This is a genomic window from Parvibaculum sp. (assembly GCF_035325945.1).
In the GTDB taxonomy this organism is placed as follows: domain Bacteria; phylum Pseudomonadota; class Alphaproteobacteria; order Parvibaculales; family Parvibaculaceae; genus Parvibaculum.
Map to the genome: position 1 here is coordinate 18,825 of NZ_DAOKYX010000023.1, position 26,645 is coordinate 45,469.

Annotated in this window: 28 protein-coding genes; 7 read left to right on the forward strand and 21 right to left on the reverse strand. The window is 65.4% G+C overall.

Going from position 1 to position 26,645, the window contains the following annotated elements; all coding sequences use genetic code 11:
* From leuC to PKA57_RS11270, 8 genes are all read right to left on the reverse strand, one after another.
* A partial coding sequence (leuC, locus tag PKA57_RS11235) for a 3-isopropylmalate dehydratase large subunit (protein ID WP_324300568.1) occupies positions 1-1,376 on the reverse strand: 1,376 nt, incomplete at its 3' end.
* Between the two features lie 157 nt (positions 1,377-1,533).
* Complete coding sequence (gene rplS / locus PKA57_RS11240) at positions 1,534-1,926, reverse strand: 50S ribosomal protein L19 (RefSeq protein ID WP_324300570.1); 393 nt, start codon at positions 1,924-1,926, stop codon at positions 1,534-1,536.
* Between the two features lie 99 nt (positions 1,927-2,025).
* A complete protein-coding gene (gene trmD, locus PKA57_RS11245) occupies positions 2,026-2,748 on the reverse strand; it encodes a tRNA (guanosine(37)-N1)-methyltransferase TrmD (RefSeq protein WP_324300572.1) in 723 nt (240 codons plus the stop codon).
* The gene (gene rimM / locus PKA57_RS11250) at positions 2,741-3,304 is read right to left on the reverse strand and encodes a ribosome maturation factor RimM (protein WP_324300574.1); all 564 of its coding nucleotides are present in this window, start codon (positions 3,302-3,304) and stop codon (positions 2,741-2,743) included. Before rimM ends, trmD begins: the two co-directional genes overlap by 8 nt.
* Before the next feature lie 23 nt (positions 3,305-3,327).
* The gene (gene rpsP, locus PKA57_RS11255) at positions 3,328-3,702 is read right to left on the reverse strand and encodes a 30S ribosomal protein S16 (protein ID WP_324300576.1); all 375 of its coding nucleotides are present in this window, start codon (positions 3,700-3,702) and stop codon (positions 3,328-3,330) included.
* Between the two features lie 63 nt (positions 3,703-3,765).
* Complete coding sequence (gene ffh, locus PKA57_RS11260; RefSeq protein WP_324300577.1) at positions 3,766-5,295, reverse strand: signal recognition particle protein; 1,530 nt, start codon at positions 5,293-5,295, stop codon at positions 3,766-3,768.
* A 198-nt stretch (positions 5,296-5,493) separates the two neighbouring features.
* On the reverse strand, positions 5,494-5,703 hold the full coding sequence (locus PKA57_RS11265; RefSeq protein ID WP_324300580.1) for a hypothetical protein: 210 nt from the start codon (positions 5,701-5,703) through the stop codon (positions 5,494-5,496).
* A gap of 69 nt (positions 5,704-5,772) precedes the next feature.
* Entirely contained in the window at positions 5,773-6,261 is a 489-nt protein-coding gene (locus PKA57_RS11270; RefSeq protein ID WP_324300581.1) for a CinA family protein, read from the reverse strand.
* A 131-nt stretch (positions 6,262-6,392) separates the two neighbouring features.
* Between PKA57_RS11270 and dapF the strand changes: the two genes are divergently transcribed.
* From dapF to PKA57_RS11290, 4 genes are read left to right on the forward strand one after another with little or no spacing between them, the layout of a single operon-like run.
* Complete coding sequence (gene dapF / locus PKA57_RS11275; RefSeq protein ID WP_324300583.1) at positions 6,393-7,265, forward strand: diaminopimelate epimerase; 873 nt, start codon at positions 6,393-6,395, stop codon at positions 7,263-7,265.
* Positions 7,262-8,527: a tRNA (N(6)-L-threonylcarbamoyladenosine(37)-C(2))-methylthiotransferase MtaB gene (gene mtaB, locus PKA57_RS11280; protein WP_324300585.1), complete on the forward strand. Its 1,266-nt coding sequence runs from the start codon at positions 7,262-7,264 to the stop codon at positions 8,525-8,527. The genes dapF and mtaB overlap by 4 nt, the downstream gene beginning before the upstream one ends.
* A complete protein-coding gene (ftsY, locus tag PKA57_RS11285; RefSeq protein WP_324300587.1) occupies positions 8,524-9,477 on the forward strand; it encodes a signal recognition particle-docking protein FtsY in 954 nt (317 codons plus the stop codon). Before mtaB ends, ftsY begins: the two co-directional genes overlap by 4 nt.
* Positions 9,478-9,481: 4 nt before the next feature.
* Positions 9,482-10,105: a septation protein A gene (locus PKA57_RS11290; protein ID WP_324300589.1), complete on the forward strand. Its 624-nt coding sequence runs from the start codon at positions 9,482-9,484 to the stop codon at positions 10,103-10,105.
* On the opposite strand, the gene PKA57_RS11295 is transcribed toward PKA57_RS11290, so the two are convergent.
* The 3 genes from PKA57_RS11295 to PKA57_RS11305 form a co-directional block, all read right to left on the reverse strand.
* Complete coding sequence (locus PKA57_RS11295) at positions 10,102-10,350, reverse strand: hypothetical protein (RefSeq protein WP_324300591.1); 249 nt, start codon at positions 10,348-10,350, stop codon at positions 10,102-10,104. The two genes, PKA57_RS11290 and PKA57_RS11295, sit on opposite strands and share 4 nt — an antisense overlap.
* Position 10,351: 1 nt before the next feature.
* Positions 10,352-11,974 (reverse strand): MFS transporter, encoded by a 1,623-nt coding sequence (locus PKA57_RS11300; RefSeq protein WP_324300620.1) that lies wholly within the window; start codon positions 11,972-11,974, stop codon positions 10,352-10,354.
* A gap of 144 nt (positions 11,975-12,118) precedes the next feature.
* Positions 12,119-12,751 (reverse strand): NUDIX hydrolase, encoded by a 633-nt coding sequence (locus PKA57_RS11305; RefSeq protein WP_324300593.1) that lies wholly within the window; start codon positions 12,749-12,751, stop codon positions 12,119-12,121.
* Between the two features lie 324 nt (positions 12,752-13,075).
* Between PKA57_RS11305 and PKA57_RS11310 the strand changes: the two genes are divergently transcribed.
* On the forward strand, positions 13,076-13,633 hold the full coding sequence (locus tag PKA57_RS11310; RefSeq protein ID WP_324300595.1) for a MarR family winged helix-turn-helix transcriptional regulator: 558 nt from the start codon (positions 13,076-13,078) through the stop codon (positions 13,631-13,633).
* Positions 13,634-13,652: 19 nt separating this feature from the next.
* Here PKA57_RS11310 and PKA57_RS11315 read toward each other — a convergent pair whose 3' ends face one another.
* The 6 genes from PKA57_RS11315 to PKA57_RS11340 form a co-directional block, all read right to left on the reverse strand.
* The gene (locus tag PKA57_RS11315) at positions 13,653-14,204 is read right to left on the reverse strand and encodes a DsbE family thiol:disulfide interchange protein (protein ID WP_324300597.1); all 552 of its coding nucleotides are present in this window, start codon (positions 14,202-14,204) and stop codon (positions 13,653-13,655) included.
* Positions 14,201-14,398: a heme exporter protein CcmD gene (ccmD, locus tag PKA57_RS11320; protein WP_324300599.1), complete on the reverse strand. Its 198-nt coding sequence runs from the start codon at positions 14,396-14,398 to the stop codon at positions 14,201-14,203. The genes PKA57_RS11315 and ccmD overlap by 4 nt, the downstream gene beginning before the upstream one ends.
* A 3-nt stretch (positions 14,399-14,401) precedes the next feature.
* On the reverse strand, positions 14,402-15,172 hold the full coding sequence (locus tag PKA57_RS11325; RefSeq protein WP_324300601.1) for a heme ABC transporter permease: 771 nt from the start codon (positions 15,170-15,172) through the stop codon (positions 14,402-14,404).
* Positions 15,173-15,248: 76 nt separating this feature from the next.
* Entirely contained in the window at positions 15,249-15,920 is a 672-nt protein-coding gene (gene ccmB, locus PKA57_RS11330; protein WP_324300604.1) for a heme exporter protein CcmB, read from the reverse strand.
* Positions 15,917-16,543 (reverse strand): heme ABC exporter ATP-binding protein CcmA, encoded by a 627-nt coding sequence (ccmA, locus tag PKA57_RS11335; RefSeq protein WP_324300621.1) that lies wholly within the window; start codon positions 16,541-16,543, stop codon positions 15,917-15,919. The genes ccmB and ccmA overlap by 4 nt, the downstream gene beginning before the upstream one ends.
* Before the next feature lie 22 nt (positions 16,544-16,565).
* Positions 16,566-17,402, reverse strand: coding sequence for a crotonase/enoyl-CoA hydratase family protein (locus tag PKA57_RS11340; RefSeq protein WP_324300606.1), 837 nt, complete (start codon positions 17,400-17,402; stop codon positions 16,566-16,568).
* 336 nt (positions 17,403-17,738) lie between these two features.
* Between PKA57_RS11340 and acnA the strand changes: the two genes are divergently transcribed.
* Complete coding sequence (gene acnA / locus PKA57_RS11345; RefSeq protein ID WP_324300607.1) at positions 17,739-20,828, forward strand: aconitate hydratase AcnA; 3,090 nt, start codon at positions 17,739-17,741, stop codon at positions 20,826-20,828.
* 122 nt (positions 20,829-20,950) lie between these two features.
* On the opposite strand, the gene PKA57_RS11350 is transcribed toward acnA, so the two are convergent.
* From PKA57_RS11350 to PKA57_RS11365, 4 genes are read right to left on the reverse strand one after another with little or no spacing between them, the layout of a single operon-like run.
* Positions 20,951-22,063, reverse strand: a complete 1,113-nt coding sequence (locus tag PKA57_RS11350; RefSeq protein WP_324300609.1) for a DUF4340 domain-containing protein — start codon at positions 22,061-22,063, stop codon at positions 20,951-20,953.
* Between the two features lie 2 nt (positions 22,064-22,065).
* Positions 22,066-24,018 (reverse strand): Gldg family protein, encoded by a 1,953-nt coding sequence (locus PKA57_RS11355; RefSeq protein WP_324300611.1) that lies wholly within the window; start codon positions 24,016-24,018, stop codon positions 22,066-22,068.
* A gap of 4 nt (positions 24,019-24,022) precedes the next feature.
* Complete coding sequence (locus tag PKA57_RS11360; RefSeq protein ID WP_324300613.1) at positions 24,023-24,757, reverse strand: ABC transporter permease subunit; 735 nt, start codon at positions 24,755-24,757, stop codon at positions 24,023-24,025.
* Positions 24,754-25,812 (reverse strand): ABC transporter ATP-binding protein, encoded by a 1,059-nt coding sequence (locus tag PKA57_RS11365; RefSeq protein ID WP_324300616.1) that lies wholly within the window; start codon positions 25,810-25,812, stop codon positions 24,754-24,756. The genes PKA57_RS11360 and PKA57_RS11365 overlap by 4 nt, the downstream gene beginning before the upstream one ends.
* A gap of 432 nt (positions 25,813-26,244) precedes the next feature.
* Here PKA57_RS11365 and PKA57_RS11370 point away from each other — a divergent pair, with 432 nt between their 5' ends.
* Positions 26,245-26,643 (forward strand): DUF2794 domain-containing protein, encoded by a 399-nt coding sequence (locus PKA57_RS11370; RefSeq protein WP_324300618.1) that lies wholly within the window; start codon positions 26,245-26,247, stop codon positions 26,641-26,643.
* Positions 26,644-26,645: the final 2 nt, after the last annotated feature.

The following is a 26,645-nucleotide window of genomic DNA, read 5'->3' on the forward strand; positions in this document are numbered from 1 at the left end:
CCCGCAATCGCCGCCGCCGCCGCCATGGCGGGCGAGACGAGATGCGTGCGCCCGCCGCGGCCCTGACGGCCCTCGAAATTGCGGTTCGAGGTCGAGGCGCAGCGCTCGCCCGGCGCGAGCTTGTCGGCGTTCATCGCAAGGCACATGGAGCAGCCCGGCTCGCGCCACTCGAAGCCCGCCTCGAGGAAGATCTTGTCGAGACCTTCCGCCTCCGCCTGTTCCTTCACGAGGCCCGAGCCCGGAACGACCATGGCGCTGACGGTGGAGGCCACCTTCTTGCCCTTTGCGATCGCCGCCGCCGCGCGCAGATCCTCGATGCGGCCATTGGTGCAGGAGCCGATGAAGACGCGGTCGATCTTGACCTCCGTGATCGGCGTGCCGGGCGTGAGGCCCATATATTCGAGCGAGCGCTGCATGGCGTGGCGCTTGCCCTCATCGGCGACATTCGCCGGGTCGGGAATGCGGTCGGTGATGCGGATGACATTCTCAGGGCTCGTGCCCCAGGTGATCATCGGCGGCAGATTGGCGATATCGACGGTCACTTCCTTGTCGAAATGCGCGCCTTCGTCGGAAGGCAGCGTCTTCCAGTAGGCAACCGCCTTTTCCCAGGCGTCGCCCTTCGGCGCCATCGGCCGGCCCTTGAAATACTCGAAGGTCTTCTCGTCCGGCGCGACGAGCCCGGCGCGCGCGCCCGCCTCGATCGTCATGTTGCAGACGGTCATGCGGCCTTCCATGGAAAGATCGCGGATCGCCTCGCCGGCATATTCGACGACATAGCCCGTGCCGCCCGCCGTACCGATATGGCCGATGATGGCGAGCGCGATGTCCTTCGCCGTGAAGCCTTCCGGCGCCTTGCCGACGACATTGATGCGCAGGTTCTTCGCCTTGGCCTGAATGAGCGTCTGCGTGGCGAGCACATGCTCGACCTCGGAGGTGCCGATGCCATGCGCGAGCGCGCCGAAGGCGCCATGCGTCGAGGTGTGGCTGTCGCCGCAGACGATGGTGGTGCCGGGGAGCGTGAAACCCTGCTCGGGCCCGACGATATGGACGATGCCCTGCCGCTTGTCGCTCATCGCCAGATACTGGATGCCGAACTCGCGCGCATTGTCCTCGAGCGTCTGGACCTGGATGCGGCTTTCCTCGTCGGCGATGCCCTTGGAGCGGTCGGTCGTCGGCACGTTGTGATCGGCGACGGCGAGCGTCTTTTCGGGCGCGCGCACCTTGCGGCCAGCCATGCGCAGACCCTCGAATGCCTGCGGGCTCGTCACCTCATGCACGAGATGCCGGTCGATATAGAGGAGGCCGGTGCCGTCCTCCTGCATGTCGACGAGATGCGCATCCCAGATTTTGTCGTACATGGTGCGTGGAGCAGCCATCTTCTTCACTCCTTGTCCGGGAGCCGGAATCCGGTTCGATTCCCGGGCTCCGTCGGTTCCCCAATTCACATTTTCGCAGGCGTCGAAAGCGAAAAGCGGGCACGGGGCTCGCGCCCTGCCCGCTTTATGCGTCTCGTCTTATCGTCTGCGGACGAATTCAGGCGGCGCCGTTCTCTTGCGAGCGGGCTTTGTTGTCCTGCTTCTCGACAATTCGGGCCGACTTGCCACGGCGCCCGCGCAGATAATAGAGCTTCGCGCGGCGCACGCGGCCACGGCGCACCACCTTGATCGAGTCGACGAGCGGGCTGTAGATCGGGAAAACGCGCTCCACACCCTCGCCGTAGGAAATCTTGCGGACGGTGAAGTTCTCGTTGAGGCCGGCGCCCGAGCGGGCGATGCACACGCCCTCATAGGCCTGCACGCGCGAACGCTCGCCTTCGACGACCTTCACATTGACGATCAGCGTATCGCCGGGCGCGAAATCGGGAATCTCCTTGCCGTTGGAGAGCGTTCCCATCTGCTCCTGCTCGAGCTGCTCAATGATATTCATCTGTCTAACCTCAGGTATTGAAGGCGCCGGACCCGTGCCCGAAAGGGCCTTGCCGGGATTTACCCGTCCGGAAGCGCGCTTCAGTATCACACTTCAATGTCACTGGCGACTGTCTTTGGCTTTTCTCTTGAGAAATTTCTCCCAGAGATCAGGCCGCCTTTCCTTCGTCAACGCCTCGGCCATGGCACGCCGCCAGGCCTTGATCTTTCCGTGATCACCGGAGGTCAGAACCGCCGGAATCTCGCGTCCCTCGAAAATCTGGGGCCGCGTGTAATGCGGATATTCGAGCAATCCGCTCTCGAAACTCTCATCCTCGCCTGAGGCTTCCTTGCCCATCACGCCGGGAAGAAGCCTGACCGCCGCATCGAGCAGGGCGATCGCCGCAGGCTCCCCGCCGGAGAGCACGAAGTCCCCCAGGCTCACCTCTTCCATGCCGCGCGCCTCGATGACCCGCTCGTCGAGCCCCTCGAAGCGCCCGCAGACCAGCGTGACCCCCGGCCCCGCCGCCAGCTCCCTCACGCGCGCCTGCGTCAGCGGCGCGCCGCGAGGGCTCAAGTAAATCAATGGCTTGAGCGATTGCGCGGGATGAACCGCATCGACCGCCGCCGCCATCACATCGGCCCGCATGACCATGCCGGGCCCGCCGCCCGAGGGCGTATCGTCGACCGTGCGGTGCTTATCGCGCGCAAAGTCGCGTATGTCCACCGCATCGAGCCGCCATATGCCCGCCTCGAGCGCCCGCCCGGCCAGCGAAATGCCGAGCGGCCCCGGAAACATCTCCGGGAAGAGCGTCAGAACCGTGGCCTCCCACGCCTCAGCCATTCCGGCCCTCCCCGGCGCCGTCCTCGCCCGGCACCTCGTCGAAGAGGCCGCCCGGAGGATCGATGACGAGCCGCCCGGCCTCGGGTTCGATCACGGGCACATTCTCGCCCGTGAAGGGCAGATAGACCGTCGGCCCGCCTTCCGGCCGCTCGATCTCGAGAAGATCGCCCGCGCCGAAATTTTGTACCGCGACGACCTTGCCGAAATCGCGCCCATCCTTGCCGATGGCCGCAAGCCCGATCAGGTCGGCGTGATACCAGACGTCCTCGTCACCCGCCTCGGGGAGCCGCGCGCGATCGACGTAAAGCTCCGTCCCGCGCAGCCGCTCCGCCTCGTCCCGGTCCCCGACCCCTTCGAGCCGGCAGATGACGGTGCCCTTGGCAAGCCCCGTCACCTCGATCCCGAAGCGGCGCGACCCGTCCTTCGTCTCGACCGGCCCATAGGCAGCAAGCCCCTCCGGCTCCTCCGTGAAGGGCTTCACCCGCACGAGGCCGCGCACGCCATGCGCGCCCACGATGACGCCGAGACAGACCCTCTTCTGCTGCGTGCCTGCCATGGCTCAGTGGACGCGAGCCGTGCTCAGGCCTCGGCCGGAGCCTCGGCGGCGGCCTTCGCCTCTTCCGCGGCTGCGGCAGCGGCGGCCAGACGCTCCTGCGCCTTCGCCTTGGGCTTCGCCTTTTCCGGATTGCTCTTCGGCGTGCGCTTCAGGAGGCCCGCGCCATCGAGGAAACGCTCGACCCGATCGGTCGGGACGGCGCCGACGGAGAGCCAGTGCTTCGCACGCTCGAGGTCCAGCGCCAGGCGTTCCTTGTGATCCTTGGGAAGCGTCGGATTGAAGGTGCCGATCTTCTCGATGAAGCGGCCGTCGCGCGGAGAGCGCGTGTCGGCGATGACGATGCGGTAGACGGGACGCTTCTTCGCGCCGCCACGGGCGAGCCTGATCTTGAGAGCCATGTTTGTTTCTGCCTTTCAGTGAAACTGGAACCGAACCGATTGCGGGGGCGCTCCCCGCGAAACTCATTTCTTCTTTTTGCCCGCGGGCAGACCCGGCAAGCCGGGAAATCCGGGCCGGCCGCCCGGAAGGCCGGGAAGCCCCGGCAATCCGCCGCCCGAAAGTCCCGGCAGCCCGCCGGGAAGGCCGCCCTTCGGCAGCATGTCCTTCAGCGCCTCGGGATTATTCGCAAGTTCCGGCGGAAGCTCCGGCATGCCGCCGCCGAAGAGCTTGCCGAGAAGGCCGCCGCCCTTCTGGCGCGCCATCATCTTCATCATGTCGGCCATCTGGCGATGGAGCTTGAGCAGCCGGTTGATCTCCTGCACCTCGGTGCCGGAGCCCGCCGCGATGCGCCGCTTGCGGCTGGCATTGAGCAGCGCCGGATTGCGCCGCTCGGCCTTGGTCATCGACGAGATGATCGCCGCCTGCCGCTTGATGATGCTGTCATCCATATGCGCATTCGCCATCTGCGCCTGGGCCTTGGCGACGCCGGGCAACATGCCGAGCACGCCCTTCATGCCGCCCATGCGCTTCATCTGCGCGAGCTGTTCGGCCAGATCGTCGAGATCGAACTGGCCCTTCTTCATCCTGGCGGCGATCTTCTGCGCCTTCTCGGCGTCGATCGTCTCGGCCGCCTTTTCGACGAGGCTGACGACGTCGCCCATGCCGAGAATGCGGCCCGCCACGCGCTCGGCCCGGAAATCCTCGAGCTGATCGAGCTTTTCGCCGGTGCCGAGGAGCTTGATCGGAACGCCCGTGACGGCGCGCATCGAAAGCGCCGCGCCGCCGCGCCCGTCGCCATCCGTCCTTGTCAGGACGATGCCGGTGACGCCGATGCGATCCTTGAAATGCTGGGCGACATTGACGGCGTCCTGTCCCGTCAGGCTGTCGGCGACGAGAAGCGTTTCCGTCGGCTGGGCGGCGTCGCGAACCTCCGCGACCTCGGCCATCAGCGCTTCGTCGATATGGATACGGCCGGCCGTATCGAGCATGACGATGTCATAGCCGCCGAGACGCGCCGCCTCGATCGCGCGGCGGGCGATCTGCACCGGCTGCTGGCCGGCGATGATCGGCAGCGTGGGCACGCCGGTCTGCTCGCCGAGAATCTTGAGCTGCTCCTGCGCGGCCGGACGGCGCGTATCGAGCGAGGCCATGAGCACGCGGCGCTTGTCACGCTCCTGGAAGCGGCGGGCGATCTTCGCCGTCGAGGTCGTTTTGCCGGAGCCCTGGAGGCCGACCATCATGATGGCGACGGGCGGCGCCGCGTGAAGCGAGATCGAAGTGTCGACCGCGCCCCCCAGCATCTCGACAAGCTCGTCATGGACGATCTTGATGACCTGCTGGCCCGGCGTCACCGATTTGAGAACCTCGGCGCCGACGGCGCGCTCCTTCACCTTGTCGATGAAGTCCTTGACGACCGGCAGCGCCACATCCGCTTCGAGCAGCGCCCTGCGAACCTCGCGCATGGCTTCGTCGACGTCCTTCTCGGAGAGCGCGCCGCGCCCTCTGAGCTTGGAAAAGACGTCGCCGAGACGGCCTGTCAGGTTTTCGAACATGGGCTTTCGCCGGTCCTGTCCACACAAAGCACAAAAGCACCCGCGAACGAACCCTCGTCGGCGGATGTTGACCCGGGCTCCATGCCTCGGGCGGATCGGGGCGCAACAATGTCCCGAAAGTCGGTGCGGAAACTAGGGCCGCGGCGGGCGAGAGTCAACCGCGCACGAAGCGCGGGGGCGCCGCCACGGCCCGGCGATTTACCGGAATTCGCCGCGCGGGAACCTTGCCCGCCGCACGGCCTCGCGCGCCGCCTTCTGCCTCATCGCCGCCTCGCGATAGAGAAGACTGGCAAGACCGCCCTCGTTCTGCGCCTTGAACTGCGAGGCGAGACGGCCGAGAGAGGCAAGCGGCCTCGGCTTGTCCCGAAGGCGCGCCTCGAAGGGATTGAGATGCGGGTTCTGATTCATGCCGAAATCTCCCGACAGGCGCCGGGCTTAACGCCCGGCAACGGACCACCTAAAGATAACCGCCTGATTTCAAATAAGATTTTTCAGGAGGAGTTCAAGCCCGGTCCGGGCGAAGGCGCGCATATTGGCGATGCGGTCGTCGCTGCCCGTGGAGACGGTAAGGCTCTGCTCGACCGGCCCCACAAGGGCGAGGCAGCCCGTGCCGGCCGGGTCTCCGTAACGGCTGCCCACAGGGCCCGTGGCGCCAATCTCGGCAAGCGCCCAGTCGGCCGCAAACTCGGCCCGGAGCGTCCGGCCGAGAAGCAGGACGAAGGGCTCGCTCAAGGGTTTCTGCGCCTTTGCCGCGACGATGGCCTCGTCGGGAAGGTCGATGAGCACGCGCCGCGCCTTCTGCGTATAGACGACGGCGCCGCCGAGATAATAGGCCGACGCCCCCGGAACCGACAGAAGCGCCGCCGACATGAGCCCGCCGGTCGAGGATTCCGAGACGGCGATGGTTTCGCCGCGCTCCTTGAGCCGCGCCCCGATCCTCTCCGCGATGGGCAACAATTCCTGCATGCCGTTCCTCCTTTGGCAGCCCAGTGGCATCAACAAGTGGCAACATGGTGACACTAACCGCCAGAGCGGCCGCCCACAAAGCGGCAATCAACTGGCATTTCGGGGCGAAAAGCGCCATATAAGCGGCCATCATGGTGACCGCGCGCACGCATTTCCGGAAGATGAACGGGCTCGGCAACGACTTCGTCGTGCTGGACGTCCGCGAGACGCCGCTTGCCCTCTCCGAAGCGCAGACCCGCGCCATCGCCGACCGCGAAAAGGGCGTCGGCTGCGATCAGCTCATCACCATCGAGCGCCCGCGCGGCGACGGCGACGCCTATATGGGCATCCGCAATGCCGACGGCTCGGTGGTCGGCGCCTGCGGCAATGCCACGCGCTGCGTCGGCCGGCTGCTCATGGACGAGACCGGCAGGAAGGAAATCCGCCTCGAGACGCCTTCGGGGCCGGTCGTCTGCTTCGATGCGGGCGACGGGCGCATCACTGTCGACATGGGCGAGCCGAGGCTGAAGTGGAACGAGATCCCGCTGTCGGAGGAATTCGCCGACACGCGCTCGATCGAGCTTGAGGTCGGGCCCCTCGGCAATCCGGTCATGCATTCGCCCGGCGTCGTCAGCATGGGCAATCCGCACGCGATCTTCTTCGTGAAGGATGCGGATGCGATCGACCTCGCTCGCATCGGCCCCATGCTCGAGAACCATCCGCTCTTTCCCGAGCGCGCCAACATCTCGGTTGCGGAAGTCCTCGCCCCCGATCACATCAAGCTCCGCGTCTGGGAGCGCGGCGCCGGTCTCACGCTCGCCTGCGGCACGGGCGCCTGCGCCGCCGCCGTCGCCGGCGTTCGCAAGCGCCTCACGGCGCGCAAGGTGACGGTCACGCTTCCCGGCGGCGATCTCGAGATCGAATGGCGCGGGGCGGACAATCACGTCTACATGACGGGCCCGGTCACCTTCGAGTTTGAAGGCGACCTCGATCCGCGCCTTCTCTCCGGTGGAGTCGTGGCATGAAGAAGCACTCCGATGTCGTCACCTTCGGCTGCCGCCTCAACGCCTATGAATCCGAGGTGATGAAGGAACATGCCGAAAAGGCCGGGCTCGAAGGCGCGATCATCTTCAACACCTGCGCGGTGACGAACGAGGCCGTGCGCCAGGCGCGCCAGGCGATCCGCAAGGCGCGCCGCGAGCACCCGGACGCGCGCATCATCGTCACCGGCTGCGCGGCGCAGATCGCGCCCGCCGAATTCGCGCAGATGCCCGAGGTCGATCTCGTTCTCGGCAATGACGAGAAGATGAAGGCCGAGAGCTGGCAGCCTGCCGTCGCTCTCCACTCGAACGAAAAGGTCATCGTCAACGACATCATGTCGGTGCGCGAAACGGCAGGCCATCTCGTCCATGGCTTCGAAGGCCGCGCCCGCGCCTTCGTGCAGGTGCAGAACGGCTGCGACCATCGCTGCACCTTCTGCATCATTCCCTATGGCCGCGGCAATTCGCGCAGCGTCGCCGCGGGCGAGGTCGTGGCGCAGGTCCGCACCCTCGTCGAGGCCGGCTACAGGGAAGTCGTGCTCACCGGCGTCGACATCACCTCCTATGGCAGCGACCTTCCCGGCCATCCGAGCCTTGGCAATCTCGCCCGCCGCATCCTGAAGCTCGTGCCGGAACTCGAGCGACTGAGGCTTTCCTCAATCGATTCGATCGAGGCCGACGACGAACTCATGCGCCTCATCGCCGAGGAGGAGCGGCTGATGCCGCACCTCCATCTCTCGCTCCAGTCGGGCGACAACATGATCCTGAAGCGCATGAAGCGGCGGCATCTGCGCGAGGACTCGATCCGCTTCTGCACCGAGGCCCGCCGCCTCCGGCCCGACATCGTCTTCGGCGCCGATTTCATTGCGGGCTTCCCGACCGAGACCGAGGAGATGTTCGAGAACACGCTGCGCCTCGTCGATGAATGCGGCCTCACCTGGCTGCATGTCTTCCCCTTCTCGCCGCGTCCCGGCACGCCCGCCGCGCGCATGCCGCAGGTCGATCGCGCCATCATCAAGTCCCGCGCCGAGCGCCTGCGCGCCAAGGGCGCCGAGCGTGTCCGCCTCCACCTCGAGGAGGGCGTCGGTTCGACGCGGACCGTGCTCATGGAAAGCGAGACGCTCGGCCGCACGAACCAGTTCACGCCCGTTCACCTCGTCAATGCGAGTGTGCGCCCCGGCGAGATCCTCGACGTCCGCCTCGCCGCCCATGATGGCGTCTCCTTCCAGGGCCAGTGTGCGGCATGAACGAGACGGGCGAAGTGCAGGAGCAGCAGAAGAAGCGTTCCCTCTTTCAGCGGATGAAGGAAGGGCTCGCGCGCTCGACGCGAACCATTTCCGACGGCATTACCGGCATCTTCACGAAGAGAAAGCTCGATCAGGCGACGCTCGACGAGCTGGAGGAGCTGCTCATCGCCGCCGATCTCGGCGTCGATACGGCGCTTGCCATCACCGAGGCCGTCGGCCGCGACCGTTACAACAAGGAAGTGACGCCGGAGGAAATCCGCACGATTCTTGCCGACGAGATCACCAAGGTTCTCGCGCCGGTCGAAAAGCCCTTCGTCATCGACGCCTCGAAAAAGCCCTTCGTCGTGCTCATGGTCGGCGTCAATGGCGCCGGCAAGACGACGACGGCGGCCAAGATCGCCGCCCGCGCCAAACGCGACGGCAAGAGCGTGATGCTCGCCGCCGGCGACACGTTCCGCGCGGCGGCCGTCGAGCAGCTCAAGGTCTGGGGCGAGCGCATCGGCGCGCCGGTCGTGACCACCAAGGTCGGCGGCGACGCGGCCGGGCTTGCCTATGAGGCGCTTGCCCGCGCCAAGCAGGAAGGAACCGACCTCCTTCTCATCGACACCGCCGGCCGCCTCCAGAACAAGACCGACCTCATGGCCGAACTGGAAAAGATCGTGCGCGTCATGCGCAAGCTCGATCCCGAGACGCCCCATGCGACGCTTCTCGTCCTCGATGCGACGACTGGCCAGAATGCCGTCAACCAGGTCGAGATCTTCGGCAAGATCGCCAATGTCACCGGCCTCGTGATGACGAAGCTCGACGGCACGGCGCGCGGCGGCATTCTCGTCGCCATTGCGAGCCGCTTCGACCTCCCCGTCCACATGATCGGCGTCGGCGAGCAGATCGACGATCTCCAGACCTTCGAGGCGGATGCGTTTGCCCGCGCGATCACGGGAGCGAGCTGACGGCATGAGCGCGAATGGAAAAGCCGCCGGTCAGGGCCTGCGCATGCTTCTGGAGCTGGGGCCGCTTGCGGTCTTCTTTCTCCTGAACGCGCGCGCCGACGCGATTTTCGGCGGCCCGGCGTCCGGCAACATCTATTATGCGACGGGCGGCTTCATGGCCGCGACTGTGGCCTCGCTTCTCTATTCCTATGCGCGCTTCCGCAAGATTCCGACCATGCCGCTCGTCACCGGCGTCTTCGTTCTCGTCTTCGGCACGCTGACCCTCGTTCTTCACGACGAGACCTTCATCAAGGTGAAACCGACCCTGGTGAACCTGCTTTTCGCGGGCGCGCTTCTGGGCGCATCTTGGGCGGGCTACCCGCTTCTGAAGCGGCTTTTCGACGGCGCGCTCGACCTCACCGACGAAGGCTGGATGGTGCTGACGCGACGCTGGGGCCTTTTCTTCATCGTCCTCGCGGCGATCAACGAAATCGTCTGGCGGAATTTCTCGACCGAATTCTGGGCGGGCTTCAAGCTCTTCGGCATCATGCCGCTCACCATGGCCTTCGCCATGACGCAGCTCCCGGTCTTCAGGAAATACGCCGCGCCGGAAACGGAAAAAGCGCCGGACTCGCCCGCGGCCGACTAGACGCTCTTTTTCACCGCCGCGAGAAACCGCTTCCGCTCCGCCACGGTCGAGACGCGATGGCGCACGAATTCGCCGCCCTCCCGCAGATCGGCGAATAGCCCTTCCGGGTCCTCGTGAAAATGCAGGAATGCCCTGCCCTTCCGGTAGAAGACGCCGCACGACCGCTCGTTCAGCCCTTCGATCTTCCGCAACGAGGCGAGAAGCGGTTCGAGACGGTCGAGCGCCGCCGCTGTCGCGTGCTTCACATCAGCCCTCGTGATGGATGCTTCGATCCTTCGTCTCTGGCAGGAAGAGCATGCCGATGACGAAGGTCACGGCGGCGATGATCACCGGATACCAGAGCCCGTCATACATGTTCCCCGTCGCCGCGATGACGGCGAAGGCGACGGGCGGCATGAAGCCACCGAACCAGCCATTGCCGATGTGATAGGGAAGCGAAAGCGACGAGTAGCGGATGCGCGCCGGAAAAAGTTCCACCAGCATCGCCGCGATCGGCCCATAGGTCAGCGCGCCGAAGATCACGAGAATACCGATGAGAAGGATCACCATCGCCTCGTTGATGCGATGCGGATCGGCCTTGGCGGGATAGCGCGCCTGCGCGAGCGCGCGGGTGAGCGCTTCGTCGAAGGCGGCCGCCTCTGCCTTCGCGTTCTCGCCTTTCGCATCGAACGAGGGAATGACGACGCCACCGACATGGATCTGCGTCGGCGCGCCTGCGGGTGCTGCCTCGTTGTCATAGGGCACGCCACGCTTGACGAGGGCGCTCTTGGCGACATCGCAGGACGAGGTGAAGGCGGCGGTGCCGACGGGATTGAACTGGAAGGAACATCCCTTCGGATCGGCGACGACCGTTACCGGCGCGCTCATCTGCGCAAGCTCGAGAGCCGGATTGGCGTAATGGGTGATCGCCTTGAAGATCGGGAAATAGGTGAGCGCGGCGAGAAGGCAGCCCGCCATGATGATCGGCTTGCGCCCGATATGATCTGAGAGCCAGCCGAAGATGACAAAGAAGGGCGTTCCGATCACGAGCCCCCCCGCGACGAGAATATTCGCCGTCTGCGGTTCGACCTTGAGCACCTGCGTCAGGAAGATGAGGGCGTAGAACTGGCCCGTGTACCAGACCACCGCCTCGCCCATGGAAAGGCCGAACAGCGCCAGAAGGACGATCTTGAGATTGGACCATTTGGCGAATGAATCGCGCAGCGGCGACTTCGATCCCTTCCCCTCCTTCTGCATGCGCTTGAAGATGGGTGACTCGTCGAGCTTCAGCCGTATCCACACCGATATGGCAAGCAGAAGCGCCGACATGAGAAACGGAACGCGCCAGCCCCAGGCGTCGAACGCTTCGGGCGCGATGACGGCGCGGCAGCCGAGAATGACGAGCAGCGAGAGAAAGAGACCGGCCGTCGCCGTCATCTGGATCCAGGATGTGTAGGCGCCACGCTTGCCGGGCGGCGCATGTTCGGCGACATAGGTGGCCGCGCCGCCATATTCGCCGCCGATCGCAAGGCCCTGCAGCATGCGGAGCGCCACAAGACCGACAGGCGCGAGAATGCCCGCCGTCTCATATGTCGGCAGGAGGCCGACAAAGACCGTCGAAAACCCCATGATGAGGATGGTGACGAGGAAGGTGTATTTGCGCCCGACGAGATCGCCGAGCCGCCCGAAGACGAGAGCGCCGAACGGCCGGACGGCAAACCCGGCGGCAAAAACCAGCAGCGCAAAAATGAACGCTGCAGTGTCGTTGACCCCGGCAAAGAACTGTTTGGAGAAGATGGCGGCGAGCGCGCCATAGACGAAGAAGTCGTACCACTCGAACATGGTGCCGAGCGAGGAGGCGAAAACGACCTTCCGCTCTTCCGGCGACATTCCTCGTGCCCGCGCGCGCGACAAGATGCTCTCCGCCACGATCTTCCCCTCCCCGCCATCGAACGATATCGGGGCCGGCCCCCGCCGGCCCGAGCGGGAGGATGCCGTGAACGGAGCTTTGGAGCCAGAATATTCTGGGGAGGATCAGGGCGCGCGCGGCGGGAACCTTCCGCCGGTTTCGCCTTCCGGATTGGTGAAGGGCGCGATCACCGTCTGTCCCGCAGCGGCGCGAAACTGCGTCAACGCCCAATGGACGCTGGGGAAAGCAAGCTCGCCCCAGGGGATGTCCTCCCATTTGAAAAGCGCGACCTCGAGACTTTCCGGACCCGCCGAGAAGCTCGGCGAGGCAAGCTCGGCGCGATACATGATCTGCACCTGTCCGATGCGCGGAATGTTGTAGATCGCCAGCATGTCGCGGATACGGATGTCGGCGTTCGCCTCCTCCCTCGCCTCGCGCCTTGCGCCATCCTCCGTCGTCTCCCCATGTTCCATGAAGCCGGCGGGCAGCGTCCAGAAGCCCTTGCGCGGTTCGATGGCGCGCCGGCACATCAGGAAGCGCTCGCCATCGCTCCCGGTGGTGTGAGTGACGACCGAGCCCACGACTATTTTGGGGTTATCGTAATGGATAAAACCGCAATGCCCGCAGATGTCGCGCGGCTGGCTGTCCCCGGTTGGCACACGCCGCGCAAAGAGCATCTCGCGCTCCGATCCCGGCTCGCGATGCTTCATGGCGCCCTGCGGCGCCGGGCGGCTGCCCTTTTCGGGAAAATCCGGCATTTCACTTTCCTTTGATCCGTCCACGGAACTCAGCCGAATATGCCCGCCGGCTCGCCGTGTTGAGCGTACATTATGTCCAAATCGCGCCATGGACCGACATCTTCCGACATCGGAGAGCACGATGCGCCTTTTGCCCCTCAGCCGCCTCTTGCATCAAGCCATTAGTCGGGTACATATGAGCATATTATTGCGCGCAGGATTGAGCCAACGGCGTGGCTCCACGAAGCGGCAGGATCGAATGAAGTCCGCGCGGCTTGTTCTTCATGCGAATGGAACCCGGTCCAGTGAACGAGGTTCCCGCACTTGTACCGGAGGTTCTCAAAAATGGCAGCCAGAAAGTCGTCGGGTAGTTATGAGCTTGAGAGTTCTCTCAGCCATCTTCTGCGGCGCGCCCAGCAGTTTGCCTATGATCAGTTCGTCCAGCATATGGGCGCCAGCACGATCACGCCGCGCCAGTTCATCGTGCTCTTCGCGGTGAACGAGGAAGAGGGCCTGAGCCAGACCGATCTCGTCAACAGGACCGGCATCGACCGTTCGACTCTTGCGGACATGATCAGCCGCATGATCGGCAACGGTCTTCTCGCCCGCAAGCGCACCGCGGAAGATGCGCGCGCCAACGCCGTGCGTCTGACGGCGGCGGGACGTCGCGCTCTGACGAGCGCGATGCCGCGCGCCTTCCAGGCGGAAAAGGCTCTGCTCGATCTGTTGCCCAAGACAGCGCAGACCGAGCTGCTTCGTGGCCTGAGCAGTCTCGCCGGCGCGATCGAGCAGCTTAAGACGGCAGAGAAGCCGGCGACGCCCAAGGCGAAGCGGCAGGCGGCAGCGCCGCGCAAGGCTCCGGCGGCGAAGCGCGCCGCGGGCGGGCGTCGCAAGGCGTCCTGAGATCGAATCGAGCCGGCGCTCAGTCTCCCGCCTTCGCAACGCGGGCGGCTTCGAGCGCCGGCAGGATTTTCTCGCTGACGATCTCCGGCGTCAGCGGACCTACATGCTTGTAAGCGATGCGCCCTTCGCCATCGACGATGTAGGTCTCCGGCACACCATATACACCCCAGTCTATCGAGGTGCGGCCCGCCCGGTCGGCGCCGATCCGCTCATAGGGATTGCCAAGCTCGCCAAGGAAGCGGCGCGCCGCTTCCGGGCTGTCCTTGTAGTTGATCGCATAGAGAGGCGCGCCGGCGATCCGCTTCAGCTCGACGAGCACGGGATGCTCCTGCCGGCACGGTACGCACCACGAAGCGAACACATTGACGATGGCGGGCTTGCCCTGCCCGAAATCCCGATCCGAAAGCCCCGGCAGATCGAGCCCCTCGACAGGCGCGAGCGTGAACTCCGGCACATGGCGCCCGATGAGCGCCGAAGGCACTTGCGAGGGATCGCCGCGATAGATGGCGATGAGAAAGAAGCCCGCGACGAGAATGAAGAGCCCCGCCGGGATGAGCGCCGAAAGCCTCATGGACGGCCGCTCCCCGAGCGAGCGCGAGCGCGCGGACGCACCTGCTCGCCTGCTTCGAGTTCGCTCACCAGCCGCCGCTGCGTCCTGAGATCGGCGAGGCTCTGCACCACGAGGCCGATCATGACGACGGCCGCGATGGCATAGCAGGGCCAGATGAAGACGGCATAGCCGCCCATGTCGAGAAACGCCGCCATCGCCTAGCCCTCCTCGCCCACGGGCTCGGTCCGCGCGAGGCGCAGCGCCCTGACCCGCCGCCTCAGGATTTCCGCACGCATACGGACGAGAAGCAGCGTCACGAAGAAGAAGGTGAAGCCGAGCGCCATGACGAGAAGCGGCACCAGCATCGAGGTCGCGATCGTCGGGCCGCCGATGCGGAAGACGCTCGCCGGCTGGTGCAGCGTGTTCCACCAGACGACGGAGTAATGAATGATCGGCACGTTGATCGAGCCGACAAGCGCGAGCACTGCCGCCGCGCGTCCGGCGCGGATCGGCTCCTCGATCGTCGCCCAGAGCGCCATGTAGCCGAGATAGAGAAAGAGCAGGATCAGCATCGAGGTGAGGCGCGCATCCCACACCCACCATGCGCCCCACATGGGCCGGCCCCAGAGCGAGCCGGTGACGAGCGCGAGAAAGGTGAAGGCGGCGCCGAGCGGCGCGGCCGACTTCGCGCACATGTCGGCGAGCGGATGGCGGAAGACGAGCGCCACCGCCGATGCGCCCGCCATGGTCATGTAGCCGAACATGGCGAGCCAGGCCGCGGGCACATGGATGTACATGATCCGCACCGTCTCGCCCTGCTGGTAGTCGGGCGGCGCGACGAAGAGCGAAAGATAGACCCCGGCGGCGAGCAGCGCCGCAGTGATGAGGCCGAAAGGCATGATCAGCCGGTCCGACAACGCCATGAAGCGCGCCGGATTGGCGAAGGCATGAAACCTCTGGATCGCGGTCAGCTCGGACATGCCCGCCATTTAGCTGTCCTATCCTTCCAAGGGCAAGGGATGGCGGCGGTCATTTTGCCGCGCATGTCGCGCTCTTGCGAGCCCTTCATCTGAGATTGGCCCTGAGCGCCGCCGCCGAGGCGACCGGCCCGAGAACGAGGCTCACAAGCGCCACCGCGGCAAGGAGGAGAAGGCTCTGCCGCCCCGCGCCTTCGACCGCCGAGGCGCCGCCCGCCGCCCCGACGCCGAATATGAGCACGGGGATATAGAAGGGAATGACGAGAAGCGAGGCGAGAAGCCCCCCGCGCCGGACGCTGACGGTGAGCGCCGCGCCAACCGTACCGAGGAAACTCAAGGCGGGCGTCCCGACAAGCATGGCGAGGATCAGCGGCCAGAAGGCCGCGACATCGAGATTGAGCAGAAGCCCGAGAAGCGGCGCCGCGATGACGAGCGGCATGCCCGTGGTGAGCCAGTGGCTGACCGCCTTCGCCGCCGCCACGAATTCGAGCGGCAATGCGCCCGCCATCATCACATCGAGCGAGCCATCCTCGAAATCGGCCTGAAAGAGCCGGTCGAGCGTCAGCAGCGCCGAAAGCAGAAGCGCCACCCAGAGCATCCCCGGCGCGATCTGCCCCAGCAGCTTCAGATTGGGCCCGACGCCGAGCGGCACGATGGAAATAACGACAAGGAAAAAGAATACCGCCATGCCGCCGCCGCCGCCGATGCGGATGGCAAGTTTCGTGTCGCGCCGGATGAGGCTCAGAAAGGCGCGCATCATGCCGGCGCCTCCGCGGCCGCGCGCTGCGGACCGAGGACGAGAGGCCGCGCGCTCGCAAGCCCGAGTTCCTGATGGGTCGCCGCGACGATGATCCCACCTTCCGCGAGATGCGCTTCCATGAGCGCGGTGAGCCGGGCAAGGCTCGCCCGGTCGAGGGCGACGCTCGGCTCGTCGAGGAGCCAGAGCGGGCGCGGCGCGAGCAGAAGACGCGACAGGGCAAGCCGCCGCCGCTGGCCGGCGGAAAGATAGGCGACGGGAAGCGCCGTCAGGCCCGCGAGATCGAGCCGTTCGAGCGCATGGCCGATGTCGCCTTCATCGCCGTCGAGAAAATCAGACCAGAATTCCGCTGTCTCACGCACGCTCATGGCGGGCTTCAGCGCATCGAGATGGCCGACATAATGCGCCTGCTCCGGCAGGCTCCGTTCGGCATCGCCGCCAGCGAGCGCGAGGCGGCCTTCCGCGATCTCGACGAGGCCGGCGATCTGGCGCAGGAGGCTCGATTTTCCCGCGCCATTGGGACCCGTCACGACAAGCGCCTCGCCCGCCTGGACCTCGAAGGACAGGCGCCGGAAGACCACCCGCCCGCCGCGCTGGCAGGCAAGGTTCTCCGCCGTGAGGCGCAGGGGGGAAACGGGCGCGCCGCTCTCAGATTTCATCGAACCTTCCGCCCCGCCCCTTGCCACTTGCGAAGCGCGCCGCGCCCTTGAAGGTTTCGCCCGAGGCCAGAACCTTGCGGCCATGCTCGAATTCATTGGCCATCGCCCGATCGAAGGGCAGGTCCCATTGCTCATAGGCCGACATGCGATCGTGGCGGAGGCAAAGCTGCGGGAAGCGCGCGATGTCGGCGGCGAGGCGTTCGGCCTCCGCGCGGGCCTGCCCCTTCGGCGCGATGCGATTGGCAAGCCCCATGGCGAGCGCCTCCTCCGCGCCGACCGCGCGGCCGGTGAGAATGAGATCCATCGCGCGGGAATGGCCGATGAGGCGGGGCAGGCGCACCGTGCCGCCATCGATGAGCGGCACGCCCCAGCGGCGGCAGAAGACGCCCATCTGCGCATCCTCCTCGACGACCCGCATGTCGCACCAGAGCGCGAGTTCGAGCCCGCCCGCGACCGCATAGCCCGAAACGGCCGCGATCACGGGCTTCGAGAGCACCATGCGCGACGGGCCCATGGGACCGTCGGCCGCGAGCCGATCGAAGTCGAGGCCGGTTCCGGGCGGCGTGGTGCGATTGCTGCGGGGCAGTCCGTCGCCGCCGCGCCCCTGGGCGGCGCCTTCCGACACCGCCTTCAGATCGGCGCCCGCGCAAAATGTACCGTGATCGCCCGCGAAGACGGCGACCAGCGCCGCCTCGTCCTTTTCAAATTCGAGAAACGCATCGGCAAGCGCCACCGCCGTCGGCCTGTCGACCGCATTCTTCACGTCGGCGCGGCTCAGAATGACCGTCGTGACCGGACCATCTTTCTCTACACGAACCGCTGCCATGGCGCTCTCCCCGCTTCTCAACCGCACATTCATTATCACCCGTCATCCGGCGGGCGAAGCATAGCCTTCACACTCGAAAGACATTATAGTCTCGCGCGTTAAGCATATAGGCCCATCGGCGTAAAGCGGCGGCGATCCGGGGCCCCGGCGCATTCTCCGCGCGGGCACCCCTCGAGGCCCCTCTCCCGCCAGCCCGGGCCGGCAGCATCAAGGAACTTTGGAATGGCGAGAAAAGCCCCGGCTAAAGCGAAGGCGGTGAAGAAGCCTGCCGCGAAAAAGCCCGCAGCGAAGTCTGCAAAACCTGCAGCGACGAAACCCGCAGCCCGGAAGAAGCCCGTGGCGAAGGCAAAAGCAGCGGCAAAGAAGCCCGTTGCGAAGAAGCCCGTCGCCAGGAAGGCAGCGGCCGTGAAGAAGCCGGCTGCGAAGAAGGCTGCTCCGGCAAAGAAGGCGGCTCCCGCGAAGAAGCCCGCTGCGAAGAAGGCCGCTCCCGTGAAGAAGGCCGCGCCCGCCAAGAAGCCGGTTGCGAAAAAGCCCGCCGCCAAGAAGGCAGCGCCGGCAAAGAAAGCCGCCCCCGCCAGGAAGCCCGTTGCGAAGAAGCCTGCGGCGAAGAAAGTAGCCGCCAGCAAGGCCGCGCCCGCAAGGAAGCCTGCCGCGAAGAAGGCGGCTCCCGCGAAGAAGCCGGCTGCAAAGAAGGCCGCGCCTGCAAAGAAACCCGCCGCAAGGAAGGCCGCGCCCGCGAAGAAGGCGCAGTCCGGCGGCAACAGCTTCGCCGCCCGGCAGGTGCTGAAGGTCGGCAAGCGCAGCTACACCTTTTACAGCCTCAAGGCGGCCGAGAAGAACGGGCTCAATGGCATTTCGCGCCTGCCCTTTTCGCTGAAGGTGCTGCTTGAGAATCTTCTGCGCTTCGAGGATGGCCGCACCGTCACCGCCGACGATATCCGCGCCATGAAGAAGTGGCTCAAGGATCGCACGTCGGACCGCGAGATCGCCTACCGCCCGGCCCGCGTGCTGATGCAGGACTTCACCGGCGTTCCCGCCGTTGTCGACCTCGCCGCGATGCGCGATGCCGTGAAGAATCTCGGCGGCGATCCGAAGCGCATCAACCCGCTCGTGCCCGTCGACCTCGTCATCGACCACTCGGTCATGGTCGACAAGTTCGGCACGCCGCTCGCCTTCAAGCAGAACACCGACATCGAATATGAGCGCAACCGCGAGCGCTACGAATTCCTGCGCTGGGGCTCCAAGGCGTTCGACAATTTCCGCGTCGTGCCGCCGGGCACCGGCATCTGCCACCAGGTGAACCTCGAATATCTGGCGCAGACCGTCTGGACGAAGAAGGAAGGCAAGGAAGAGATCGCCTATCCCGACACCTGCGTCGGCACCGACAGCCACACCACGATGGTCAACGGCCTTGCCGTTCTCGGCTGGGGCGTGGGCGGCATCGAGGCGGAGGCCGCCATGCTCGGCCAGCCGGTCTCCATGCTCATCCCCGAAGTCATCGGCTTCAAGCTCACGGGCAAGCTCAATGACGGCGTGACCGCGACCGACATGGTGCTCACCGTCACGCAGATGCTCCGCAAGAAGGGCGTCGTCGGCAAGTTCGTCGAATATTTCGGCTCGGGCCTCGACAACCTGACGCTCGAGGATCGCGCCACCATCGCCAACATGGCGCCGGAATATGGCGCGACCTGCGGCTTCTTCCCGATCGACAACGAGACGCTGAAGTACCTCAAGGCCACGGGCCGCTCTGACGAGCGCGTGGCGCTGGTCGAAGCCTATGCGAAGGCGCAGGGCATGTTCCGCGAGACGAACACGCCCGATCCGGTCTTCACCGACACGATCGAGCTCGATCTCTCGACGGTCGTCCCCTCGCTCGCCGGTCCGAAGCGCCCGCAGGATCGCGTCGCGCTCACCGACGTCGCGTCGAATTTCGCCACCGCGCTCGAAAAGGAATTCGGCAAGCCCGGTCAGGCGAAGACGCGCGTGCCGGTCGAAGGCAAGGATTTCGATATCGGTCATGGCGACGTGGTGATCGCCGCCATCACCTCCTGCACCAACACCTCGAACCCGAACGTGCTCGTAGCCGCCGGCCTCGTCGCCCGCAATGCGCGCCGTCTCGGCCTCAAGGTGAAGCCCTGGGTCAAGACCTCGCTCGCGCCGGGCTCCCAGGTCGTCACCGACTACCTGACGAAGTCGGGGCTCCAGGCCGATCTCGACGCCATGGGCTTCAACCTCGTCGGCTATGGCTGCACGACCTGTATCGGCAATTCGGGTCCGCTCCCGACCGAGATCAGCCAGGCGATCAACAAGAACGATCTCGTCGCCTCGGCCGTTCTCTCGGGCAACCGCAACTTCGAGGGCCGCGTCTCGCCCGACGTCAAGGCGAACTATCTCGCCTCGCCGCCGCTGGTGGTCGCCTATGCGCTCGCCGGTTCGACGCGGATCGACCTCACGAAGGAGCCGCTCGGCACGGGCTCGAACGGCCAGCCGGTCTATCTGAAGGACATCTGGCCGAGCACGAGCGAAGTGGTCGAGACGGTGCGCGGCTGCGTGACGCCGGAGATGTTCCGCAAGCGCTACGCCAACGTCTTCGACGGCGATGCGCACTGGCAGGCGATCAAGGTCACGGGCGGCCTCACCTATGACTGGGACGGCGACAGCACCTATGTCCAGAACCCGCCCTATTTCGAGCATCTGTCGCGCGATCTCTCGCCGATGGAAGATGTGAAGAACGCGCGCATCCTCGGCCTCTTCGCCGATTCGATCACGACCGACCACATCTCGCCCGCCGGCAACATCAAGGTGCAGAGCCCGGCCGGCGCCTATCTGAACGCCAAGCAGGTCGGCGCTCAGGACTTCAACTCCTATGGCGCGCGGCGCGGCAATCACGAAGTGATGATGCGCGGCACCTTCGCCAACATCCGCATCAAGAACCAGATGCTGAGGGGGATCGAAGGCGGCCTGACGAAGCTCGAGCCGGAAGGCACGCAGATGCCGATCTACGACGCGGCGATGGAGTACAAGCGCCGCAGCGTTCCGCTCGTCATCTTCGCGGGCAAGGAGTATGGCACCGGCTCGTCGCGCGACTGGGCGGCGAAGGGCACCATGCTTCTCGGCGTCAAGGCCGTCATCGCGCAGAGCTTCGAGCGCATCCACCGCTCGAACCTGGTCGGCATGGGCGTTGCGCCGCTCCAGTTCGTCGGTGACGAGAGCTGGCAGTCGCTCGGCCTCGACGGTTCGGAGACGGTGACGATCGAGGGCCTCAAGGGCGTGAAGCCGCGCGCCAGGGTCAAGGCCGTCATCACCTTCAAGAACGGCACGAAGAAGGCGATCGACCTCCTCTGCCGCATCGACACGCAGGACGAGCTCGACTACTACGCCAATGGCGGCATCCTGCAATATGTGCTGCGTCGCCTCGCCGCGTAACGCGCACATCATCTGAAAATGAAAAGGGCGCTCCTTCGGGAGCGCCCTTTTTGTTTGTCATGCTGCGCGCTTGCGGCAACCGGAAGACATGCATCGCGCCGTGGCGATGCCAATGGCCGGTATCAGTTTTCGAGCCCCGCCTCATGCGTGAGCTGATCCATCGACTGGGTGAGCTGATTGCCCGCCTGCTGCGGCAGCTTGTAGAGCCAGTCCTTGACCCGCGCGTTGATCTCCGCCGCCTTGGCGTCGGCGGCCTTCAGGTCGGCGCCCGGCCGGGCGATCGCCGGATCGGCCGCCGCCGTGACCTTCGCCCACAGCGCGCCGCCGCCGCCCGTGAGTTCGATCGTCAGGCGCAGCCCGTCGAAGGTTTCGAAAACGGCCTTGGGCGAAATCGCCGTGAAGTCGAGCGAACCTGCGGGGACCGCATCGTCGAATGTGAGATCGACGATCGTCGTCGCCGCGCCATTGACGATCGGCGCGCCGCGCGTGACCCGACCCTTCGGAATGTTTTCCAGCACGAAGTCGTTGTCGTCGGCCGAAGCCCTGCTGATGACGATCGGATTGTCCGTATCCGCCCAGAGCGTGACGCGGGCGATCTCGCTGCGCGCAACGTCGAGGAATTTCGTATCGAGCCATTCCTGCGCCGACTGGAAGAGCGGCAGCCGCCCCCGTGCGAGATAGGTCTGGTCCTCGCCGTCGCGCCGCACATAGATCATGCCCTGCCCGCGCGCATCTCCCGTCTGATCGGGCACCTTGCCCGCGAGAAGCGCGGCCATGCGCTCGCCCTTGGCATCGAAGAACTCGACCCGCGTCGCCGTGCCGAGATCCTCGGGCGCGAGCAGGCCGAGATTGCGGTGCCATTCGGCCCGCGCCGTGCGCGGCTCGTAGAGATTGATCTCCGAAACGCCGATGAGGAGCTTCTGCACGAGATCCTGCTGGGCGGGATAGTTCTTGCGGTTGGCAACCGTCCACTTGCCGCCGGGCGCGCGCTCGAGCGTGATCTTGTCGACGCCCCTGATGCCGCGGCCGAGCGTGTAGGTGACCTTGGACACGCGGTCGAGCTGCGTCTCGAGTCCCGGGAACATCGCCCGCGGCTCGAACCGGACGCGCACGCCGCGCTCCTGCGTGACGACGGCGAAACTCGCCGCGACCACGGCGACAAGCGTTGCGAGCGCAAGCAGCAGAAGATTGCGAAGCGGACGATTGGTCCAGACGGTTCGGAAATCGGTCGCCACGCTCACACCCCCTTGGCCGCGCGCGCCTTGCGGCGGCGATGGCGGATGACGGCCAGCACGAGCGCGAGCCCCGCGACGAGAATCGGCATCAGCGCCACATTGACGAACCGCACCTCGGTCGCCAGCCGGTCGATATTGCGGCGAAGGTTGCGCTCGACATCGCGCAGCGCCTTGCGGCTCTGGAGAAGCTCGGCGCGGAACTGCGCGACCTCCTCCTGCGCATGCGGATCGGAAGACTGCTCCACCGCGCCGTTCGGGCCCTCGGTCTGAAGCGCGGCAAGCCGCCGCTCGGTTTCGGAAATCTTCGCCTTGAGCCTCTCCTGCTCGGCGAGGAACTGCCGGTCGGCCTCGCGCCGCAGATTATCGACGACGACGAACGGCCGGTCGGCGCGCTCGCGCGCTCTGAGCGAGATGAGATCGTCCGAGCCCATGAGATTGTCGATGGCCGACAGGATGAACTTCGCATTGTCGGCGAAGGGCTGCGCCACACGGTCGGCGCCGTCGCTCTGGATCTGGACCCAGAAGCGGTCATCGAAAATATCGGAATCGGCAACGACGATGATATTGGCGTCGCTCTTCGTCGCGCCGATATATTCGTCCGGCTTGTCGGCCGCATCCGAAGTCTGGCTCTTCTCCGAAACGCCGGTCGGCGGCGGGGGCGTCGTCGTGAAGGCGCTCTTCAACGGACCCGAAACCCGCGCCGCGATGACATGGCGCTGATTGTCGGCCTTGAAGCGGTTGAGGAGATCGTCCGGCGTCGGGCCCGACTTCACATAGTCGAGATCGTAAAGCTCGGAATCCTCCGTCGACCAGATGAGCGGCGTGAACTTCGTGCTCGCGCCCTTGGCCGGCGAGAGAGCACCCGCCGTGGCGAAGTTCAGATGATCGACATTCGCCGTCACGATGTCGTCCTGATCGAGATTGGACTTCGGCACTGTGAGCCAGAGCACATAGTCGCTCGTCTGCCGCCGCGCATCGAGCCCCGTCTGCACGCGCATGGCGAGGTCGCGGTCGCCGACGACATGCTTCGGATCAAACTCGACGCCCCATGTGGTCAGGAGCGGCTCGAGGTTCGATGCCTCCGTATAGCCCTGCACGGGCTGGCCGCCAGGCCCCGCCGTGAGACTCACTTCCGAATGCGGATCGACAAAGGCCATGACGCGGCCGCCACGCATCACGAACTGGTCGATAGCGTAGAGCGTACTGTCATCGAGCTGCCGCGGATGGGCGATCAGCAGCACATCGACCTTGCTCGGCACCTTGACGAATTTCTGCTCGAGGAAATTGATCTCGAAGCGGTTCTGAAGCTCCTGATAGATCATGAAGGGCTGCGAATTGCCGCGCATCGCCTCCATGAGCCCGCCGGCGCCCGTATCCATCGGCAGGTTCGTGACGATGCCGAGCACGGGCTTCTTCGGGCGGCTCAGATTCTGGATGAGCCGCGTCACGTCATATTCGAGATATTGCTGGCGGGCCGAGGAGAAGAAGGGAACCGCCTCGATGCCATCGACGAGATTGGTGCCGACCAGACCGAAATAGATGACTTCGCCCTCGGTCGTCCGCGCGCCCTTGAGGCCGAGCGACATGGCGAGGTCTTCCTGCTCGGAGAAGGGCTCGGGGTCGATGACCTGCAGGATCACCTTGCCATGCGAGCGGGCGCGGATTTCCTGCAGCAGGTCACGGACGCGGTTCGCATAGGTCCTGATCTGCGGAAAATCGGTCGCGAGCGATTCCGAATAGAAGAATTTGAGCGTGATCGGCTCGTCGATTTTCGCCAGCACGTTTTCGGTGCCCTGCGAAAGCGTGAAGAGGCGGTTCTGCGTGAGATCGGCCTGCGCCGAGCGGAAGACGATGTTCGAGAAGAGATTGACCGCGATGAAGAAGACGGCAAGGAGCGCCAGCGTCGCCACGCTGTAGCTCGAACGCAGATGTGTGCGGTTCAGCGACTTCAGCATGGCCCTACCCCGCCTTCTTCATGTCGACGACGATGCCGCAGGCGATGAGCCATGTGGCGATCAGCGTGAAGAAGTAGATGACATCGCGCAGATCGATGACGCCCTGCGTGATGGCGCTGAAATGGGTGAGGAAGGAGAAGGAGGCGATGGTGTTCAGCACCTCCTGCGGCACCCAGCTCGCAAAGAAATCGGTGACGAGCGGAAGACCCGCGACCGTGAAGAGGAAGCAGACGACGACGCTGATAACGAAGGCGATGACCTGGTTCTTCGTCGTCGCCGACAGGCACGAACCGATGGCAAGATAGCCGCCCGCCATGAAGAAGCTGCCGATATAGCCCGCGACGATCACGCCATTGTCCGGATTGCCGAGATAGTTGACCGTGAGCCACATCGGAAAGGTGAGCGCGAGCGCGATTCCGGAAAAGGCCCATGCGGCGAGAAACTTGCCGAGCACCGCCGCCCAGAGCGGAATGGGCAGCGACAGCAGAAGCTCGATCGAGCCCGTGCGCCGCTCTTCCGCCCAGAGACGCATCGAGATCGCCGGAATGAGGAAGAGATAGAGCCAGGGGTGGAAATTGAAGAAGATCTGGAGATCGGCCTGGCCGGACTCGAAATAGCCGCCCATGTAGAAGGTGAAGGCGCCCATCGTGAAGAGAAAGATCACGATGAAGACGAAGGCGAGCGGCGTCGCGAAATAGCCGCCAAGCTCGCGGCGGAAGATGGCTGCAAGCTCTCTCATGCGGCGTTCTTTTCCTGATTGTCGGCCGTATCGGAGCGCGTGAGCTTGCGGAAGACCTCGTCCAGGCGGCCGGGCTCGCCGTAAAGCGTGCGCACCGGCCAGTTCATCTCATGCGCGAGGGCGGCCACCGCGTCGATGAGCTTGACGCCCGCTGCGCTCGCCTCGCGCAGCGGGAAGAGCGTGAAGGTCGTCTCGCTGCCGCGCGGATGGATCTCGATGCTCTCGATGCCGGGAAGCGCCTTCAGCGTCTCGGCCGCCGCCGCCGTCATCTGGCCGCCGACGGTCAGCGACACGGCATTATGGTAGCGCGAGCGCGAGATGAGTTCGGCGGGCGTACCATCGGCCACGATGCGGCCGCGGTCGATGATGAGCGCGCGCGTGCAGATGGCGTCGACCTCTTCGAGAATATGGGTCGAGATGATGATCGCCTTCTCCGCCGCCATGCGGGCGATGAGCTTGCGGACCTCGTGCTTCTGGTTCGGGTCGAGGCCGTCGGTCGGCTCGTCCATGATGAGGACGGGCGGATTGTGCAGGATCGCCTGGGCAAGACCGACGCGCCTGCGGAACCCCTTGGAGAGCGTGTCGATCGGCTGGTCGAGAACGCCCTGAAGCTCCGTCGCCTCCACGGCCTCGGCGATTGCCCTGTCGGCGGCGGCGCCGGAAAGCGCGCGGATCCGGGCGATGAATTTGAGGAAGCCGCGCGGTGTCATGTCGCCATAGGCGGGCGCGCCTTCGGGCAGATAGCCGATCATGCGCTGGGCGGCGAGCTGTTCGGTGGCGATGTCGTGTCCGCAGATCGAGACCGCTCCCTCGCTCGGCGCGAGAAATCCGGTGACCATCTTCATCGTCGTGGATTTGCCCGCGCCGTTCGGCCCAAGAAAGCCGAGTACCTCGCCGCGCGAGACGCTGAAACTGATGCCGTCGACCGCCGTGAAAGGCCCGAAACGCTTCACCAACCCGTCGATGACGATCATTTCCTCGCCTTCGGCAACCCTGTTATTCGCCGTCTGCATGCTGGACTGAACGATGACGCCTGCTCCTGGAGGATCGGGCACATGCCTCGAGCCTCGCCTCCCCCTGCCAAGGATCTCGAAATGGGCTCCGAGATGTGTAGGCCAAGGCAATGAACCCCTCAAGTGAAAGATGTTTCATCGTGCGCCATGCGCGCATGCAGACGCCGCCCGGGTGGAGGACCGGGCAGCGCAAGCATCGAAAGCGGGGAACATTGCCTTGAAGGGGTGGCCCGGTCCCCTAAATCCATCCCGGTGGGGCTGGGGGGGCTGATGATACCGGAACTTCCATGAGGACCGGGCCAGTGAGGCAACGGTGATAGAATGGTTGCCCAGTGTGGCCTCGCAAGGGCTGAAAAAAGGCAATATTGTGATTATGGGCCCGATCGGGAAAAGCCTGCGAAAGGCGGAAATCCGCTCCCGCGAGAGCGGTTTCGGCCGCGACGGCAAGCCCGCAATATGGGAGGACTGCCGCGCATGACCGACAGCGCCGAGGGAAGGCCCGATAGCGAGCGCGGCTCGCTCAGCCTCGTCATTTCGTCGACGCAGACGCCGCCGAAACAGCTCCGCGAGCCCGACATATTCTTCAATCGGGCCGAGCTCGACGCGATCCTCACCGTCTATGGCCGCAAGGTCGTCGAGGGCGAATGGCGCGACTACGCGATCGGCTCGACGCGCGACGTCGCCGTCTTCGCCGTCCACAGGCGTACGAGCGAGCAACCGCTGTTCCGCATCGAGAAGCGCCCGAAGCTCGCGCGCCGACAAGGCGCCTACAGCGTCGTAGCCGCGACGGGCCTCGTGCTGAAGCGCGGCCACGATCTGAAGCAGGTGCTCAAGGTCTTCGAGAAGCGCGCGCTGCGCCTCGTCACCGGCTAGGA

What these genes read in the sequence shown, in the direction of transcription:
- PKA57_RS11270 (WP_324300581.1), bottom strand. Translation starts at nt 6,261, where the DNA reads ATGCAGGAATTGTTGCCCATCGCGGAGAGGATCGGGGCGCGGCTCAAG.
- ftsY (WP_324300587.1), top strand. Translation starts at nt 8,524, where the DNA reads ATGAACGAGACGGGCGAAGTGCAGGAGCAGCAGAAGAAGCGTTCCCTC.
- dapF (WP_324300583.1), top strand. Translation starts at nt 6,393, where the DNA reads ATGGTGACCGCGCGCACGCATTTCCGGAAGATGAACGGGCTCGGCAAC.
- ccmB (WP_324300604.1), bottom strand. Translation starts at nt 15,920, where the DNA reads ATGATGCGCGCCTTTCTGAGCCTCATCCGGCGCGACACGAAACTTGCC.
- ccmD (WP_324300599.1), bottom strand. Translation starts at nt 14,398, where the DNA reads ATGGCGGCGTTTCTCGACATGGGCGGCTATGCCGTCTTCATCTGGCCC.
- PKA57_RS11340 (WP_324300606.1), bottom strand. Translation starts at nt 17,402, where the DNA reads ATGGCAGCGGTTCGTGTAGAGAAAGATGGTCCGGTCACGACGGTCATT.
- PKA57_RS11290 (WP_324300589.1), top strand. Translation starts at nt 9,482, where the DNA reads ATGAGCGCGAATGGAAAAGCCGCCGGTCAGGGCCTGCGCATGCTTCTG.
- trmD (WP_324300572.1), bottom strand. Translation starts at nt 2,748, where the DNA reads ATGGCTGAGGCGTGGGAGGCCACGGTTCTGACGCTCTTCCCGGAGATG.
- PKA57_RS11355 (WP_324300611.1), bottom strand. Translation starts at nt 24,018, where the DNA reads ATGCTGAAGTCGCTGAACCGCACACATCTGCGTTCGAGCTACAGCGTG.
- PKA57_RS11305 (WP_324300593.1), bottom strand. Translation starts at nt 12,751, where the DNA reads ATGCCGGATTTTCCCGAAAAGGGCAGCCGCCCGGCGCCGCAGGGCGCC.
- rimM (WP_324300574.1), bottom strand. Translation starts at nt 3,304, where the DNA reads ATGGCAGGCACGCAGCAGAAGAGGGTCTGTCTCGGCGTCATCGTGGGC.
- PKA57_RS11265 (WP_324300580.1), bottom strand. Translation starts at nt 5,703, where the DNA reads ATGAATCAGAACCCGCATCTCAATCCCTTCGAGGCGCGCCTTCGGGAC.
- mtaB (WP_324300585.1), top strand. Translation starts at nt 7,262, where the DNA reads ATGAAGAAGCACTCCGATGTCGTCACCTTCGGCTGCCGCCTCAACGCC.
- rplS (WP_324300570.1), bottom strand. Translation starts at nt 1,926, where the DNA reads ATGAATATCATTGAGCAGCTCGAGCAGGAGCAGATGGGAACGCTCTCC.
- PKA57_RS11310 (WP_324300595.1), top strand. Translation starts at nt 13,076, where the DNA reads ATGGCAGCCAGAAAGTCGTCGGGTAGTTATGAGCTTGAGAGTTCTCTC.
- PKA57_RS11315 (WP_324300597.1), bottom strand. Translation starts at nt 14,204, where the DNA reads ATGAGGCTTTCGGCGCTCATCCCGGCGGGGCTCTTCATTCTCGTCGCG.
- rpsP (WP_324300576.1), bottom strand. Translation starts at nt 3,702, where the DNA reads ATGGCTCTCAAGATCAGGCTCGCCCGTGGCGGCGCGAAGAAGCGTCCC.
- ffh (WP_324300577.1), bottom strand. Translation starts at nt 5,295, where the DNA reads ATGTTCGAAAACCTGACAGGCCGTCTCGGCGACGTCTTTTCCAAGCTC.
- PKA57_RS11325 (WP_324300601.1), bottom strand. Translation starts at nt 15,172, where the DNA reads ATGGCGGGCATGTCCGAGCTGACCGCGATCCAGAGGTTTCATGCCTTC.
- PKA57_RS11360 (WP_324300613.1), bottom strand. Translation starts at nt 24,757, where the DNA reads ATGAGAGAGCTTGCAGCCATCTTCCGCCGCGAGCTTGGCGGCTATTTC.
- PKA57_RS11370 (WP_324300618.1), top strand. Translation starts at nt 26,245, where the DNA reads ATGACCGACAGCGCCGAGGGAAGGCCCGATAGCGAGCGCGGCTCGCTC.
- PKA57_RS11300 (WP_324300620.1), bottom strand. Translation starts at nt 11,974, where the DNA reads ATGTCGCCGGAAGAGCGGAAGGTCGTTTTCGCCTCCTCGCTCGGCACC.